At 40.1% G+C, this 14,132-nt stretch carries 19 protein-coding genes; 11 read left to right on the top strand and 8 right to left on the bottom strand.

Features of this window, described 5'->3' with window-relative positions:
- Positions 1 to 134: 134 nt before the first annotated feature.
- The gene (locus C2758_RS08675) at positions 135 to 272 is read right to left on the bottom strand and encodes a hypothetical protein (protein ID WP_215327842.1); all 138 of its coding nucleotides are present in this window, start codon (positions 270 to 272) and stop codon (positions 135 to 137) included.
- Between the two features lie 14 nt (positions 273 to 286).
- Positions 287 to 610 (bottom strand): hypothetical protein, encoded by a 324-nt coding sequence (locus C2758_RS08670; RefSeq protein WP_112209607.1) that lies wholly within the window; start codon positions 608 to 610, stop codon positions 287 to 289.
- Positions 611 to 1,218: 608 nt separating this feature from the next.
- On the opposite strand from C2758_RS08670, the gene C2758_RS08665 reads away from it, so the two are divergent.
- Positions 1,219 to 1,782 (top strand): demethoxyubiquinone hydroxylase family protein, encoded by a 564-nt coding sequence (locus tag C2758_RS08665; protein WP_251369180.1) that lies wholly within the window; start codon positions 1,219 to 1,221, stop codon positions 1,780 to 1,782.
- 41 nt (positions 1,783 to 1,823) lie between these two features.
- The gene (locus tag C2758_RS08660) at positions 1,824 to 2,432 is read left to right on the top strand and encodes a DsbA family protein (RefSeq protein ID WP_215327841.1); all 609 of its coding nucleotides are present in this window, start codon (positions 1,824 to 1,826) and stop codon (positions 2,430 to 2,432) included.
- A 35-nt stretch (positions 2,433 to 2,467) separates the two neighbouring features.
- On the opposite strand, the gene C2758_RS08655 is transcribed toward C2758_RS08660, so the two are convergent.
- Positions 2,468 to 2,617, bottom strand: coding sequence for a hypothetical protein (locus tag C2758_RS08655; protein WP_215327840.1), 150 nt, complete (start codon positions 2,615 to 2,617; stop codon positions 2,468 to 2,470).
- Between the two features lie 377 nt (positions 2,618 to 2,994).
- Between C2758_RS08655 and C2758_RS08650 the strand changes: the two genes are divergently transcribed.
- Positions 2,995 to 3,435 (top strand): tautomerase family protein, encoded by a 441-nt coding sequence (locus C2758_RS08650; RefSeq protein WP_215327839.1) that lies wholly within the window; start codon positions 2,995 to 2,997, stop codon positions 3,433 to 3,435.
- A gap of 40 nt (positions 3,436 to 3,475) precedes the next feature.
- Positions 3,476 to 4,093 carry an SRPBCC family protein gene (locus C2758_RS08645; protein WP_215327838.1) on the top strand — a complete coding sequence of 206 codons (618 nt, stop codon included), beginning with the start codon at positions 3,476 to 3,478 and terminating at the stop codon, positions 4,091 to 4,093.
- 22 nt (positions 4,094 to 4,115) lie between these two features.
- Here the strand turns inward: C2758_RS08645 and asd are convergent, their stop codons facing one another.
- Positions 4,116 to 5,000, bottom strand: coding sequence for an archaetidylserine decarboxylase (asd, locus tag C2758_RS08640; protein ID WP_215327837.1), 885 nt, complete (start codon positions 4,998 to 5,000; stop codon positions 4,116 to 4,118).
- Between the two features lie 53 nt (positions 5,001 to 5,053).
- Between asd and C2758_RS08635 the strand changes: the two genes are divergently transcribed.
- Positions 5,054 to 6,706 carry an aminotransferase class III-fold pyridoxal phosphate-dependent enzyme gene (locus C2758_RS08635; RefSeq protein WP_251369179.1) on the top strand — a complete coding sequence of 551 codons (1,653 nt, stop codon included), beginning with the start codon at positions 5,054 to 5,056 and terminating at the stop codon, positions 6,704 to 6,706.
- 21 nt (positions 6,707 to 6,727) lie between these two features.
- On the opposite strand, the gene C2758_RS08630 is transcribed toward C2758_RS08635, so the two are convergent.
- Positions 6,728 to 7,363 (bottom strand): hypothetical protein, encoded by a 636-nt coding sequence (locus C2758_RS08630; RefSeq protein ID WP_215327836.1) that lies wholly within the window; start codon positions 7,361 to 7,363, stop codon positions 6,728 to 6,730.
- 118 nt (positions 7,364 to 7,481) lie between these two features.
- On the opposite strand from C2758_RS08630, the gene C2758_RS08625 reads away from it, so the two are divergent.
- The 4 genes from C2758_RS08625 to C2758_RS08610 all read left to right on the top strand — a co-directional run bounded on the left by C2758_RS08625 (position 7,482) and on the right by C2758_RS08610 (position 11,507).
- Positions 7,482 to 8,744, top strand: coding sequence for a glycosyltransferase family 1 protein (locus C2758_RS08625; protein WP_215327834.1), 1,263 nt, complete (start codon positions 7,482 to 7,484; stop codon positions 8,742 to 8,744).
- A complete protein-coding gene (gene lplT / locus C2758_RS08620; protein WP_215327832.1) occupies positions 8,744 to 10,057 on the top strand; it encodes a lysophospholipid transporter LplT in 1,314 nt (437 codons plus the stop codon). The genes C2758_RS08625 and lplT overlap by 1 nt, the downstream gene beginning before the upstream one ends.
- Before the next feature lie 270 nt (positions 10,058 to 10,327).
- Complete coding sequence (locus tag C2758_RS08615; protein ID WP_215327830.1) at positions 10,328 to 10,921, top strand: SRPBCC family protein; 594 nt, start codon at positions 10,328 to 10,330, stop codon at positions 10,919 to 10,921.
- Positions 10,922 to 11,024: 103 nt separating this feature from the next.
- The gene (locus tag C2758_RS08610; RefSeq protein WP_215327829.1) at positions 11,025 to 11,507 is read left to right on the top strand and encodes a histidine phosphatase family protein; all 483 of its coding nucleotides are present in this window, start codon (positions 11,025 to 11,027) and stop codon (positions 11,505 to 11,507) included.
- Positions 11,508 to 11,520: 13 nt separating this feature from the next.
- On the opposite strand, the gene C2758_RS08605 is transcribed toward C2758_RS08610, so the two are convergent.
- A complete protein-coding gene (locus tag C2758_RS08605; RefSeq protein ID WP_215327828.1) occupies positions 11,521 to 12,063 on the bottom strand; it encodes a GNAT family N-acetyltransferase in 543 nt (180 codons plus the stop codon).
- 109 nt (positions 12,064 to 12,172) lie between these two features.
- Positions 12,173 to 12,334, bottom strand: a complete 162-nt coding sequence (locus C2758_RS08600) for a hypothetical protein (protein ID WP_215327827.1) — start codon at positions 12,332 to 12,334, stop codon at positions 12,173 to 12,175.
- A 252-nt stretch (positions 12,335 to 12,586) separates the two neighbouring features.
- Here C2758_RS08600 and C2758_RS08595 point away from each other — a divergent pair, with 252 nt between their 5' ends.
- Positions 12,587 to 12,763, top strand: coding sequence for a hypothetical protein (locus tag C2758_RS08595; protein WP_215327826.1), 177 nt, complete (start codon positions 12,587 to 12,589; stop codon positions 12,761 to 12,763).
- Positions 12,764 to 12,766: 3 nt separating this feature from the next.
- Here C2758_RS08595 and C2758_RS08590 read toward each other — a convergent pair whose 3' ends face one another.
- Positions 12,767 to 12,946 (bottom strand): hypothetical protein, encoded by a 180-nt coding sequence (locus tag C2758_RS08590; protein ID WP_215327824.1) that lies wholly within the window; start codon positions 12,944 to 12,946, stop codon positions 12,767 to 12,769.
- A gap of 303 nt (positions 12,947 to 13,249) precedes the next feature.
- Here C2758_RS08590 and C2758_RS08585 point away from each other — a divergent pair, with 303 nt between their 5' ends.
- Positions 13,250 to 13,483 (top strand): hypothetical protein, encoded by a 234-nt coding sequence (locus tag C2758_RS08585; protein WP_215327822.1) that lies wholly within the window; start codon positions 13,250 to 13,252, stop codon positions 13,481 to 13,483.
- The last annotated feature ends 649 nt before the right edge of the window (positions 13,484 to 14,132 follow it).

The following is a 14,132-nucleotide window of genomic DNA, read 5'->3' as shown; positions in this document are numbered from 1 at the left end:
GAGATTAGGTGGGCGGTAAGCAGTGCTGTTGTGATAAAAATGCAATTAAAAAATAGTAATGCATTGCGGTGAATTAAGTTGGACCTTGAACTGCGTAATGATTTCAGCAGATCAGTGAAGTGCCGAGCTGATCTTTAAGTTTCTTGCTCTTTTTTCCGCTGATTTTTTTCTCGCTCTTTTCGGAGATCGCGTAATTGCCACCAAGCAAATAGTAAAACCCCTCCAAACACCATTACCACTTCAATCAAAATAACAGAACCAAAGCTACTCATATATTTCCTAAATCCTATGTAGTCATTTTAGGATCTGTAATACAAGCCTTCATCGCCTTTAACTCTATAGTCTTGAACCATTCAGGCTTTGCTTTTGGATTCATAACTAATTCATTAACTTGCCGATTTGAAGCATTTTTAGAAATGAAGTCGGCTTGGCAGCCGCAATAAGCGGTAAAGTCTTCTTCAGTAAGCGCTTTGCCTTTAATGCCTTGATGCTCAGCTACTTGCTCACGAGCACAATTCTTTTGATAGTCTTTAGAGATTGCCTGGGCGTATGACTGGTTAGACACAAGCAAGAAAAATCCCAAGAGTGCAAAACTTCGAAATATAGACATAGTGCTTTTCCTTTAGAGTTGCCTCGATTAACTAGCGGCTATTCTTGGATAGCGCACCAAGGTGAAATTTGAGTTTGGCCACCATCTTGGCTAACCCAAACTTTATAACGAAACACGGTCAAGTGCATTTAGGGTTGCCTAAAAAGGGTTATGAGCCCAATAAATGGTTCAAATGACGCTTGGCATACGCTTTGCGGGCATCAATTAATGCTAAGACCAAATTATTAAGAAACTGTTTGAACTGTGTCATTTAAAGATCCTTTAGTTATATGCATTAGGGTTAATACTTAGTTAGTATGCGCTCAATTTTTTGATATTGCAGAGCCGTAAAAACCCCTTTGTTAGTAGTTTTAAACATAAAAGCTCTGATAGGTAGAGAATGATTCATGTCTTCCGACTCGTATTCAGGGTCCTTAAGTCGCTTTTGGGCGACTTCTTTTTTGAGGTGGATACATAGAGAGCGCGAAGAACCAAACTAGAGACACAAAAAGTAAAAAAACTAGACCCCACCTCCAGATTTGATTTCAGAAATTACCTTCATAGCCAAAAATGAAATTCATACAAAAAATGCGACAGTTTTATGACGAGATAGTCAGTTACATCAGGGCATGTTTAAGATGAGCGCTGTGATTGAGTCCGGCATAGCTCCATATTCTGAATACCTAGAGCGAGAGCTTCGATCTGATCATGCGGGTGAAACAGGCGCTGTCTTTATTTATAAAGGAATCATTGCTATTGCAACCCTGTTTAAGGATCAGGAGTTCATCTGTTTTGCAAAAGAACATGGAGCTACTGAGGCAGAGCACTTGCGGCTAATAGAGGCTATCTTTGAGGAGAAGTATCGTAGCCGTTTGTTAGGGCCATGGCGGATAGCGGGATGGCTAACAGGAGCCATACCAGCACTATTTGGCAGAAAAGCAGTCTATGCCACTATTGATGCAGTTGAGACATTTGTAGAGCAGCACTACCAAGATCAGATTAATCACCTCAAAACACATGGCGGCCATGAGCAATTACTTGAGCTCTTAATCCGTTGCCAAGCCGATGAGATTGATCATAAAAATGAGGCACGATCAAAAGTCTCCCCCTCACTACCCTTAGCTCTAAGAGCATGGTGCGCTATGGTGGGTAGCGGCTCGGCGGCGGCAGTTGTGCTGGCAAAACGTATCTAAAAAATTAATGAATGTAGTGAATTACTAAAGGTAAAAATACAATGATTCAGATTCAGGTCTGGGCTGACTTTGAATGTCCATACAGTTATTTTCAAACTATTGTTCTTGAAAAAATACAAGCGCAGCATCAAGATAGAGTGGAGATAGTGTGGAGGGCATTTGAGTTAACTCCAGTCGATGGCAATATTTTGCCGTCAAAGTTCTATATCAATACTTTTGATGAGGCCAAGCTAGAGCCCATTGTTGTAAATGAGGGGCTTGAGCTCTTAGCGCCAAAATTTCTGACCTATACATGGCTTGCACAAGAGAGTGTGTACTTTGCTAATTCGCAGGGGTTATCACTAAAGCTTGCTAGAGCATTATTCGATGCGTTCTTTTTAGAAGGACTTGATATTGGTAATGAAGAGGTGGTCATGCAAATTGCTTCCCAGAGTGGAATTGATTGCCAACTATTAAGGCAGGCTCTTGAAAGCGGTGAGCTGACTAAGCACGTCATGTCTGATGAACAAGAATTTAAGACCTATGGTTTCCAGGGCTTGCCAGCAATGTTAATCGGTGAGAAAGATTTTTCGCCCAAAAGCTTTATGCCCATCACTGGATATAAAACATTTGATGAATTATCTGCAATTGTTTTGAGTCTTAATATCTAAGAGCGCCACTGGTCACTTAAATTCTACATAGCCTACTAGTTGGATCTCCTACGTTTATTCCATGTATAGGGTTCGCCGTTTGGGAATTTACCGTCAGAGATGCCGTCCACTCCAAACTTTCCCGCAATTTCAAGATCGTTAAATTTGATCGTAACAAACTCACCAAGCTGCTTAGCCCATTCCATAGCTTCATCAAGGGTTTTGAATTCATGGGTATTCGAATTATGTTCTATCGTTATCACTTCAAGCTAGGCTATGTTCATGGGATTTAGAATGTTTAGTAGTTTCTAGCTTAGCCTGCTTTAATAGGTTAGAGTTTTTTCATTTGGGCGCTACATTAAGTAATTCTTTCTATGGCAGCATCTGTAGACTATGGACATAAGCTTTGATCAGATTTTTACGATCAATAATAAACTTTGAGTTAAGAGGTTTAAAGTGTTCTCAGGTCTAGGAAGCACCTTAGAGTCGCGTTGGGCAGGCCAAATACTCTTTGTACCCATTCTGTAATAAATATTTAATAAACCACCACTAATATTAATTTTTATCTTTTCAAGAGACTTAGATGGCAACGTACAGCATCTATCATGCAGGTATATCCTTAAATACCTTTCAAAAGTTCACCCTAGCGCAAGAAATTACCAAGATTCATGCAAATGTCACAGGTGCTGAGGCTTACTTTGCTCAAGTTATCTTTAAAGAGCTAGATCTTCATGACTGTTTTATCGGGGGCGTCTTGCTCGATGAGCCCCATATCTTTTTAAGTGGCCAGATTAGAAATGGCCGAAGTGAGCAGATCAAAAAGCAACTGTTAGTTGAGATCGAAATTGCGATTCAAAAAATCACCAAGCTTGCCGGTCATCAAATATGGGCATATCTTGATGAACTTGCACCATCTCTGATGATTGAATACGGACAAATTTTGCCATCCGTGGGTAGTGATAAGGCTTGGTTTGCAACATTGCCAGTTTCCATACAAAACAAATTAACCCGTCTTAATTCCTAATCTTATAAATCATGATTGATCGTCAGCAAGAAGAAATAATTTGAATTATCTATTAAGAGGTTTTCATGCCATGCATTACCGTAGTACAGTTTTTAAAATATTCCCCCTCTTGCTAACGCTTTTGTTCAATCAGCATTCTCGAGCAGATCAGAGTTCATCCTCATACGATTTAAAAGTCAGCATTGATAGGGTGGGCGCTGGATTTTCTATTGAAGCAAGTTACATTGCCAGCGTCAGTCAGTGTGAGGCATATGTTTTTCTAACGGACTATGAGGATGTTAGGATGACGCCCGGTTTGATTCAATCTAAAGTTAAAAAGAGAGAAGGCAATAAAGTCACCATAGAAAGATTGATTGAGGAAAGGGTGCTCCTTTTCCCCTTAAGGATGCATTCCGTTCTTGAGTACACAGAACAGCTAAATCAAGGTTTGAACTTTGTTCAAACGAAGGGCGATAGTAAGGCTTATTCAGGTAGTTGGCGTCTTAAAACAGGTGATAAGGGAGTTCAGGTGCGTTATCAAGCATTTTTAGAGCCCAACTCTTCGGTCCCTAAGGGGGTTATTGAGTATTTTATGAAAAATAATATGCAAAAGAGCTTTGAGAATATTGCTCAAGCAATGGATAAGAATCGTGATGCTCTTAATCTAGCCTGCAGGTAATATTAATGGTGCCGGTCAAGATCTAAGTAAGCTTTCTAAATAGGGGCTCACCCATACGAATAGCGTCCCCTAGTTTAAGGTTCTCAAGTAATCGGTAGTTACTTGGTGCAAAGACAATAATGGTTGAGCCATGTTGGAACCAGCCCATTTCTTCGCCTCGGTTAAATTGAACATCGCATTCAATAGTATTCGGACCTTGGTATTTAAGATGTAAAAGAAGATTAAGACAGTGGAGGCGAATGCTAGCAACTAGAATTGCTGCAACTGGAACAATGGTCAAAGTGGCTCCCGTACCTAAGCCATTCTGATCGGTGAGCTCGCATTCAAGAACCGCTCTTTCATTTTTGCAAAATAGTCGCTCGACTCTTTTTAGTGCAATAGGATTGACATTCCAGGTATCCCCAGAAATATAGGTCACTCTTTTCATGCGCATTGAGCTTGGTGAATGGAAGCGGTGATACATGCTAGAAGTGAGCCTGAGAGTTACATAATCACAGCCTTCGTATTGCATGGCCAAAGAGGGGGTGGGTATTAAATCTTTGATGGTGTATGGAAACCCCTTGGCTTGAAAAACTTCCCCGCCCTTGACTTGGCCAAATGCACCCACTAATGCATCACAGGGGCTATTGAGGATATCTGGGTCCTGATGAATTGGTCTTGCATCGGGCTTTAGCTCGCGCGTAAAACAGGCATGCATGCTTTTAAAGTGGGTGTTTTTTGCTTCTGTTAGATCCAAAGCAGAGAAGAATTGCCAAATTTTGATAGAGGCATAGGCGATCAAGGGATTTTCGATTTTACTAAACCACCCAATAAAGCGAGTCAGGGTATTTCGAGGAATGCGATTGGTTAAAAGAAAATTCAGATCTTCCTGGGATAAGAGATTTTGTATGGTTTTCTTGATTGACATATTTGTGTCAAATAAATGAAGTAAAAGTGTAATGAATATTAATGGGAGTATTAATGGAAAACCAACTTGTACTAAGTATATTCGGTGCTGGCCTCGGTCTTTGGATTATTAAGAAGGTTTATACAAGACTGCAACTTTCTATGGCAAAACATCCTTCATTGGCTGGGCATTCTAGAATGGCTAAGCGGGTGGCTCGTTTAATTCCTCATTACTCATTTAATCAGGACGTCTTTTTTAAGGTTGATGGAGCTCCTGAGGAAATCGCGCTTTTGAGAGAGGCGGGCTTTATGCGTCTGTCAAAAGCCTATAAAGAGCGTTTTACAAAATCCGTTGAGCTGACTAATCAAGCTGCTGAAGTGATATCAGATCTTCAATTTACAGGCAGATATCGAGTCCCCTTTCAATTTAGTGATCTCGTTAGTAAGCATCTAAAGTCCGGCAGTTTCATGCAATCGTCCTCTGGCGTTTCTATGACAGATTTAGACGGAAATATATTTTATGATTTGACTGGCTCCTATGGCGTCAATGTTCTTGGATACGATTTTTATAAGAACGCAATAGAGGAGGGAGCAAAGCGAGTGTCCGATCTAGGCCCTGTCTTAGGGTTTTATCATCCTATCGTTGCAGATAACGTCAAGCGCTTAAAAGAAGTTTCTGGACATGATGAGATCTCTTTTCATATGTCGGGTACAGAAGCAGTTATGCAGGCGGTCCGTTTAGCCAGATATCACACTAAAAAGAGTCATGTTGTCAGGTTCTGTGGAGCCTATCATGGCTGGTGGGAGGATGTTCAACCAGGCATAGGCAATCCACTTCCTCCGCGGGAAACCTATACGCTCAAAGAGGTTGATCGGGATACGCTGCGCGTTCTTCGTAATAAAAAGAATATTGCTTGTGTGTTAGTGAACCCACTTCAGGCCTTACATCCCAATAAGGGCGCTCCCGGCGATTCATCCCTTTTAGACAGTTCACGCAATGCATTTTTTGATCGTGAAGCCTATACAAAGTGGCTCAAGGAACTCAGGCAGGTATGCAGCGATAAAGGTATCGTCTTAATTTTTGATGAGGTTTTTGTAGGCTTTCGTTTGGCACTAGGCGGCGCGCAAGAGTACTTTGGGGTTAAGGCTGATATGGTGACCTATGGAAAGACTTTGGGCGGTGGTTTGCCAATCGGCGTCGTTTGTGGCAAAAAAGAACTGATGATGCGATTTAAAGCAAACAAGCCCGCTGATATCTGTTTTGCAAGAGGCACCTTCAATTCTCATCCTTATGTGATGGGTGCTATGCAAGTTTTCTTAGAGAGTCTAGATACTGATCCGGTTAAAAAGATTTACTCTGACTTGGATGTCGTATGGGACCGTCGCGCAAACGATCTGAACGAAAGTCTTCTAACACTCAATTTGCCTGTCAAGGTGGTGAATATGTCCAGTATTTGGACTATTTGCTATACAGAGCCATCCCGTTACAACTGGATGTTCCAGTACTACCTTAAGGAGCAGGGTTTGGCACTCAGTTGGATTGGGACTGGAAGATTTATCTTTAGCTTGAATTACAGTGATGCGGATATGGCTATCGTGCAAGAAAAATTCATTCGCGCCGCTCAAGCCATGAAGCAGGATGGTTGGTGGTGGAATGAAGGCGGCTTGACAAACAAGATCATCAAGCGACAAATTCTCAGAGAAATGATTTTTGGTAGGAAGTCCTAAATCATTTCTCTAGCGGAGAATTTACTGAGGAAGCGGTTCTTCCTCATAGCTGCCATGATCCATTGGATCAATTAATTGACCCTTCAGTAAATATAGTGGGGAAGTTGCATAAATCTTTGCATCATGAAACGGATCAGTCATGATTTTTGTCATCCAGGCAAAGGCAGCTTCCACATTATGAATAAAGAATAAGTGGAATGTGCGGAACAAAACCCCGCCAACGCCAAGCCAAAGCCATAGCAACCCTGTCTGTCTTATGAATCCATCAGTATTTGTGAAGGTATTTAGGGCAACAAATTTTTGCAACCATATTGGGTTAGCCCAGACTAGCAGTGGGATTGCAGCCCATATCGACAGAAGAACTACCTTTCTGTTAAGGTTGTAGCCCACTTTAATTTTCTCTTTATATTCGTGTGTGGCTTTATTTACTTCGTCGTAACCTTTTGGCTCGAAGAAGAAGTGACCACTTTGTCGTGTTGTCATGGCAACAAGCCATGCAAGCAATGATGCTGCAATAGGGTCTATAAAAAGTAAAACATAAGCAGTCAAAAAGCTAATTGCACTAACCAAGTGTAATGACTGGTTAATTCGGCTGTGGTGATAGTAGCGATGATCATCCCATCGTTGCTTTTTTAAGGTTTCTAGAAAATGAATCAATTTAGTTTCCAATGCTTAAAGGTAAAAATCATGATAAAATAATGACGACTACGCAATATTTACAGTTTAAATATGACAGTATCAAGACAGTCAGGACTGAGACTGTCATAAAACTGTTATGAAATTAACGAATACTCAGTCAATGACTTGCGTAGATAACCATCTAGAAAATAATGCTCTTTTAGTAGAGCCCTTAAATATCTCCATCGTCACAGAAACCTATCCTCCGGAGGTGAATGGAGTTGCAAGCACCTTAGCCCGCTTCATTTGTGGCTTAAGGGATTTGGGCCACCATGTCACGCTCATAAGACCGCGTCAAGGAAGGAGTGATAGTCCCATAACCCAGACTCATTTTCAGGAAATATTGACCCAAGGAATTCCAATCCCCGGTTACAGCTCCTTAAAAATTGGCCTGCCAAGGCGAGGGATGTTCATCCAGCAATGGTCAGTGAATCGCCCTGATCTAGCCCATATCGTGACAGAGGGCCCTCTTGGTTGGTCAGCGCTAGAGGCCGCTAAGAAACTAGGCATTCCTATTTGCTCAGATTTCCGAACTAACTTTGATGCTTATTCATCTCATTACGGTTTGAGTTGGCTAAAAAGCCCTATCCAGAAATACATGAAGTATTTTCACAACCGAACAAACTTCACAATGGTGCCGACCCAAGGGCTTAAAAATCAGCTTCAAAATGCTGGTTTTGAGAGGCTTAGAGTATTAGCCAGAGGGATTGATACTGACTTATTTAATCCCTCCAAGCGTTCAAGAGCATTAAGAGAAAGCTGGGGCGTTAAGGGGGATGAAGAAGTCGTTGTCTACGTTGGCAGACTGGCGTCAGAGAAAAACTTGCTGGTGACTGTGAGCGCCTTTAAGGCGATGTTAGCCATTCAGCCAAATCTGAAGATAGTATGGGTTGGCGATGGGCCACAAAAAAGTTTTTTAGAACTAACATGCCCCAATAGTATTTTTGCAGGTATTCAGTCTGGAGAAAGTCTCGCTCAGTACTATGCTAGTGGCGATATATTTCTTTTCTCAAGCTTAAGTGAAACATTCGGGAATGTTACCTTAGAGGCAATGGCTAGCGGATTAGCGGTTTTGGCATATGACTACGCAGCTGCTGGTCAAGTTATTCAGAGTGGGGTAAACGGAATGTTGGCTGACTGCAACCAGCCAAATAGCTTCGTTAATCAAAGCTTGGAATTGTTAAAGAAGGGTCCCGAGTTGGATGCTTTAAGAAAAAATGCTCGACAAACTACCTTGAGTATTTCCTGGGAATCTGTCACGGCTAAATTAATTCAAAATTATTACGAGCTCTTGCACAGTCATCCTCTACAAGAAAAAAAGATGAATGCCCTTGCTTTAAGCGAGGCCTGCATTAAATAATGAATCGTGTTTTCTACGTTGTTGCTTCATCACAATTTCTATCTTCCCTAGCAGACAACGCTCTACTGATTGCATCCATTGCTTTGTTGGTTCAAATGAGTGAGCCAGGTTGGTTTTCTCCGGCGCTGAAAATTTTCTTTGTTGTTCCTTATGTGATTTTTGCGCCTTTCGTTGGTGCATTCGCAGACTCAAGACCTAAGGGTCAGGTCATGCTAGTTTCTAATATCCTTAAAACAGGTGGTTGCATATTGATTGTTTTTGGTTTGCATCCATTGTTGGGTTATGGAATCGTTGGAATTGGTGCGGCTCTTTACGCTCCCGCTAAATATGGAATCCTAGTTGAGCTACTTCCTTCGGATAAATTGGTGGCTGCTAACGGCTGGATGGAGGGTTTGATTATCGCCGCCATTATTTTTGGTGCTTTACTGGGTGGATTTCTCATTAGCGATACCCTGAATCAATCACTAGTCAAATTCACTCCTGAACTTTTGCAAACGGGTTCGTACGGCCTTACCGAGATTGCCATCTGTTTTATTGCCTGTTTATATTTACTCGCAGCGTTTTTAAACTTACCGATATTTAATGTCGGATTGACATTTAACAAGCTAAAGCTGGATTACAAATTCCTTTTAAAGGAGTTTGCAGTCTGTTTGACAGCATTATCCAGAGACCATCTTGGAAAACTGTCTTTGATGGTAACCGCTTTATTTTGGGGTGCGGGGGCGACACTGCAATTTATTATGCTGAAGTGGGCTCAATATGCTTTACACATGAATCTCGCTGAGAGTGCTGCACTTCAAGCTGTTTCAGCAATTGGTGTTGCCGCTGGTGCAGTTTATGCTGCGTGTACTGTGTCACTTAAAAGCTCTACCAAGGTTTTGCCCTATGGTGCCATGATGGGATTCGTAGTCTGTGCAATGTCGATCTATCATGATGGGCTTCTGCCCCCAACTGTGATCTTCAGTCTCCCTTCGATAGCATTGACTCTGAACCATCTTCCCGCCTATATCTTGCTCATGCTTTTAGGCTATTTATCTGGTTACTTTGTTGTTCCTATGAATGCCTTATTACAATCTAGGGGCTATGCACTAATGTCTACTGGTCAGTCAATTGCAGCTCAAGGGTTTTGTGAAAATATTGCTGTTTTGTTGATGTTGTTAATTTACTCGGCACTCTTATGGTTTGATGTGAGCCTTCCACTGATCATTTTAGGCTTTGGTGGATCGGTTACTGTATTAACGCTATTGATCATGTATCAATATTTTCGCTTAGGTAAACGAGCGGTAGATCCAATAGAAAATCAAATAGCCTAGACTTTTTTACTATCGGGCAAGTGGGCTGCTCACATCACAACGGCAATATGTACAGTTTGAATCGATAACGGTAATTTTTTGGTCGCGTATCATTTGATTTGGAATACTACAAGTATCATTCATCACTTTCAATTTTAGTTATTCAATGAGTGGCTAAGACAAAGCACTAACAAATTGTTTACATTTTTTCTTTAAAAATATCGTCGAATTGCCATCAAGCGGTCACAAATTAAAATAAAAATAAGAGTTTATTTCAAATTTGAGGGTGTTATGGGTATTTGCTTAGCAAGGATTTTATGTTTGCAGCTTCTGCTAATACCACTTACCTGTTTTGCTGCCAATGATGGAGTGCCTTTTGATTTAAAGGTATTTGTAGGAAGATCCGGTTCTGGTTTTCAAGTGCAAGCTACTTACGTGGCTCCAGTTAATGAGTGTCAAGCTTATGCTTTTTTAACCGATTACGAGGGTGCTAAAAATATCCCTGGTATTAAAGATTCCAAGGTACTTTCTAGGGCCGGTAATAAAGTTCAGGTTGAAAGGATTGCAGAAGAGAGAGTGTTGTTTTACCCAATTCTCCTACGCTCAGTCTTAGAGTTTTCGGAAGTTTCGGATAAGCGTCAGGAATTTATTCAGATAGAAGGTGATGCAAAATCCTATAAAGGTAGCTGGACTATTGAGCCCGATAAAAATGGTACCCGTTTTACACATCATGCAACATTTGAACTGGAAACATCTATCCCATTCTTTTTAATTAGATTCTTTATGGAAAATAGTGCTACCAAGCGCTTTGAAATGATGGCCGATCGTGTGATGCTGCAAAAAAATACCTTGGGTGGGAGTTGTGGGAAATTTGCTTCATTGTGACCTTATAAATAGGATCACAAATTTTGCATTATGATTTTCTATGAGGAATAATCAAAATTATATTTGAGTGGTAGAGTAGTCTGAATTGCTGACGAGGGTCACGATGCATACAAGATTTTTGTACCTCTTACGACATGCTAAGGCTGAAAGTGCAACTCTTCAGTCTTCAGATGAGGATCGCGCCTTATCTAATAGAGGTATTGATGATGCTAAAAAATTGGCTACAAAACTCATTAAAAAAGAAATTAGATTTGATCTTATTCTCACAAGTCCCGCAATTCGAGCCATCACAACTGCTCAAATAATATCGAATCAACTTGATCATAAGCAAAGATTTTTAGAAGTTGATAAAAAGTTATATCAAGCAGATTCCACATCATTGTTGGCGATAGCAAGAAGAGTGCATAAGAAAATCAAAAGTGTCATGCTTGTAGGCCATAACCCTGCATTAGAGGATTTCGTTTTATTAATTGCCGGCGAATCAGTTTTAATACATACCTGTGGATTGATAGAGCTTTCCTTCGAATTTAAAGATTGGAAGGATCTAGATAAAGCATCATTAGTCAAAATGAGGCTGCTAAATTAAGTCCCGTTAATTTTTAGCTCCAATTCAATCTTTGCAGTCGGATTAATGCTAACCAATTTCGCTTACCAACAGTCATTTGCTCTTTAAAAAAAGTTACTGGTGTTGGTGGCTGAAGTATCAAATTTGCCTCTGAATCACCCATCATATTGCGTGGCACTAAGCCGTGCTTTTCACAGAGACGTTTTATGGGGCGATTCCAACTGATGCAATGCATAAATAGATAGTGGTAATGGCGGTTGCGAGCCCAGGTAATAGCTTCGTCCATCATGGTGTCAGCTACACCTTGCTTACGATATTTAGGGCTCACAATGACACCAAACTCTATTTCAGTCCCACTCGAAGCAATATGAATAGTACCTGCCCACTTACCATCGATCTTTGCCACTAAAAAATGGTTATTTTTAGGATCATTCGCAAACTTTTTGACAAGGTTATCAATGGATTTCTTGCCCATTGAATGACCAAAATAGTCATGTAAAGTTTGTGGATCTTGGGCTTTTAACCAAGATCCATATTTTGAATACTGATTTCGTAAGAGAAACTCAGTAGTCAGCATGGCATTATTCAATATGACTATGCGTGCTGTAATGCTTTGCTTGCTGGGCTCTAGTCTCTACCCATGCGGACCAAAGGTTTTGAATTACTCGTTCAATTTTTTTCATAATTTAAAGCCCTCTTGAAGTGGTGAATTGATACAGGTAGTCACGAGTGAGTTCTTCAACTTGTTGATGGCTATTGGGGTTGTGGCTATTAATGAATTGCTCTAAATCGATGCTTTTGGAGTGGTCACCAAAAACTTGATTGAAGAGGCTCAATAATTTTGTCATTTAAGGCTCCTTTGTCTAAATGTATTAGGGTTAATACTTATATAGAGTACCACCTTAAAAAGTATGTTGCATGACAGCAAAGTAACTTTTGCCGATAAAACCCCTTTTTTTCGTATTAAAAAGCAATATTTCTAATTAAGGTCCTAAAAAAGTGAAAAGGGGATTAATTTGATCTTGACCCTGACTATGTCAACATAAAGTTACAGGATAGAATGGAAAGCCAACCCTACATATATAAGAGAGGAGATTCATATGGGCGCATTACAAGAAACTGTTGAGAAATTAAAAGAGACTGGAACTATCGGGCTGGAAGACTTTAGAAATCTCAAAATGAAAGAACTTGAAGTCCTCACTGAGGAAATCAAAGAGTGGTGTCTTTATGGCAACGGCAGGCCTGAAAAATTAGGCAAGAAACATAAAGAGCATTAAATCCTAATCTTCCAAATCCTCGCTACTGTCATCTACTCGGTATTCCAACTGTATTTTCTTTAATACCGGATGTAAAAGTGGGCTCGCATCCTTTGGCGATGGATCGGTTAAGTGGTAGAAGCCATAAAAGGGGATGGGTTCTTTTTCAGCAAGCTCGCGATCTTCAGTGGTAAAGGTAGTCATTAGCGCTCTCCCTAAATAATTAGAAGTGGTTACCTATGGGCTGTTAGAGCAAACTGAGGAGACCGGAAAGGAGCAGAATTGCTCTTCATCTCCCATAAGTAAATTACATTCTCAATCAATAAATGTGACAAATCTATCGTTAACTAAAATATTGAGAGATAAATTTTAAGAGGTGAAATTGTCACATTTGGCCTTGATAAAACAGCCTCCAATGTGACAAAGAGTGTCAGGTATTCACAGAGATGTCATGAGAAAAGTGGAGCATTACAGTCAAGTTCAATAAAAATTGAAGGAGATAAAAAAATGCTAAATCAAAGTCTAAGTGACAAAATTATCAATCTCAGGAGAATGTCTGCTGAGTATTATCAAAAGGCGGCATGGAATCAGTTATTAGCATTAGATAACTACAGGGAAAATAATTTCATAGCTGCAGAGCGTTTTGCGCAACTGTCATTTGAAGACCAGATGAATGCGACGGAATATGCAGAGCTAGCTGACGCAGAATTTTGCTTGCATCTAGAGCTGGAGTTTGAATAAAAAAAGCTAAAGGTTAATTCTGGGGCATATGTTTTAAGGCTATATTTACACTAATTGCCTTCATCTTCAAATCTTTTGTTAGTCGAGATTTAACTCAAAATCATCATCAAAAAATTGGTATTCCAAATCAAGTTGTTTTCGGGCTCGGTGTTGCCATACGAGTCGTTCTTTTAAAAGATCGTGCTTAATTGAATCTGTATACTCCTCAAATGAATCGTCATACTCACTAAAATAATGATGAATTGTCATTGCTTACTCCAGGATCTATTAAGGTTTTTGACCTATAGACTAAAGAGAGCAGGTATTACTTTTTTAATGTAATTACTTTTACTCTCAGTCACCTTGCTAGCGGAAGTGTGATCATCTAAAAATTACACGTCTATCGTGACGATAAAAATTTCTTGTTTAAGCGCTAAGATGATGGTTAAAAACGACAATTGAGAGATGTGGGATTCCTGAATTAACTAAGATAGTATTTGTAGGGCTGTTAACACTTATCCATTTCCTTAATCTCTAGCTAAACTCTTTTATCTTGGGGGAATAGCCACTTGAATTTTTAATTGCTTTATGACAACTGATTGACTATCAAGTTACTTATTGACATATGGCTATGTTAAATTAACTGACGAAACACGGAAATAATGTAGTT

The sequence above is a fragment of the Polynucleobacter sp. AP-Sving-400A-A2 genome, assembly GCF_018688155.1.
Taxonomy (GTDB): Bacteria; Pseudomonadota; Gammaproteobacteria; order Burkholderiales; family Burkholderiaceae; genus Polynucleobacter.
The sequence above is the reverse complement of the archived record's forward strand: the minus strand, read 5'-3'. Positions and strand labels throughout refer to the sequence as shown.

Excerpts from the sequence above, each read along its gene's own strand:
- C2758_RS08675 (WP_215327842.1), bottom strand. The coding sequence starts at position 272 with ATGAGTAGCTTTGGTTCTGTTATTTTGATTGAAGTGGTAATGGTGTTT.
- C2758_RS08670 (WP_112209607.1), bottom strand. The coding sequence starts at position 610 with ATGTCTATATTTCGAAGTTTTGCACTCTTGGGATTTTTCTTGCTTGTG.
- C2758_RS08665 (WP_251369180.1), top strand. The coding sequence starts at position 1,219 with ATGTTTAAGATGAGCGCTGTGATTGAGTCCGGCATAGCTCCATATTCT.
- C2758_RS08660 (WP_215327841.1), top strand. The coding sequence starts at position 1,824 with ATGATTCAGATTCAGGTCTGGGCTGACTTTGAATGTCCATACAGTTAT.
- C2758_RS08655 (WP_215327840.1), bottom strand. The coding sequence starts at position 2,617 with ATGGAATGGGCTAAGCAGCTTGGTGAGTTTGTTACGATCAAATTTAAC.
- C2758_RS08650 (WP_215327839.1), top strand. The coding sequence starts at position 2,995 with ATGGCAACGTACAGCATCTATCATGCAGGTATATCCTTAAATACCTTT.
- asd (WP_215327837.1), bottom strand. The coding sequence starts at position 5,000 with ATGTCAATCAAGAAAACCATACAAAATCTCTTATCCCAGGAAGATCTG.
- C2758_RS08635 (WP_251369179.1), top strand. The coding sequence starts at position 5,054 with ATGGAAAACCAACTTGTACTAAGTATATTCGGTGCTGGCCTCGGTCTT.
- C2758_RS08625 (WP_215327834.1), top strand. The coding sequence starts at position 7,482 with ATGAAATTAACGAATACTCAGTCAATGACTTGCGTAGATAACCATCTA.
- lplT (WP_215327832.1), top strand. The coding sequence starts at position 8,744 with ATGAATCGTGTTTTCTACGTTGTTGCTTCATCACAATTTCTATCTTCC.
- C2758_RS08615 (WP_215327830.1), top strand. The coding sequence starts at position 10,328 with ATGGGTATTTGCTTAGCAAGGATTTTATGTTTGCAGCTTCTGCTAATA.
- C2758_RS08610 (WP_215327829.1), top strand. The coding sequence starts at position 11,025 with ATGCATACAAGATTTTTGTACCTCTTACGACATGCTAAGGCTGAAAGT.
- C2758_RS08605 (WP_215327828.1), bottom strand. The coding sequence starts at position 12,063 with ATGCTGACTACTGAGTTTCTCTTACGAAATCAGTATTCAAAATATGGA.
- C2758_RS08600 (WP_215327827.1), bottom strand. The coding sequence starts at position 12,334 with ATGACAAAATTATTGAGCCTCTTCAATCAAGTTTTTGGTGACCACTCC.
- C2758_RS08595 (WP_215327826.1), top strand. The coding sequence starts at position 12,587 with ATGGGCGCATTACAAGAAACTGTTGAGAAATTAAAAGAGACTGGAACT.
- C2758_RS08590 (WP_215327824.1), bottom strand. The coding sequence starts at position 12,946 with ATGACTACCTTTACCACTGAAGATCGCGAGCTTGCTGAAAAAGAACCC.
- C2758_RS08585 (WP_215327822.1), top strand. The coding sequence starts at position 13,250 with ATGCTAAATCAAAGTCTAAGTGACAAAATTATCAATCTCAGGAGAATG.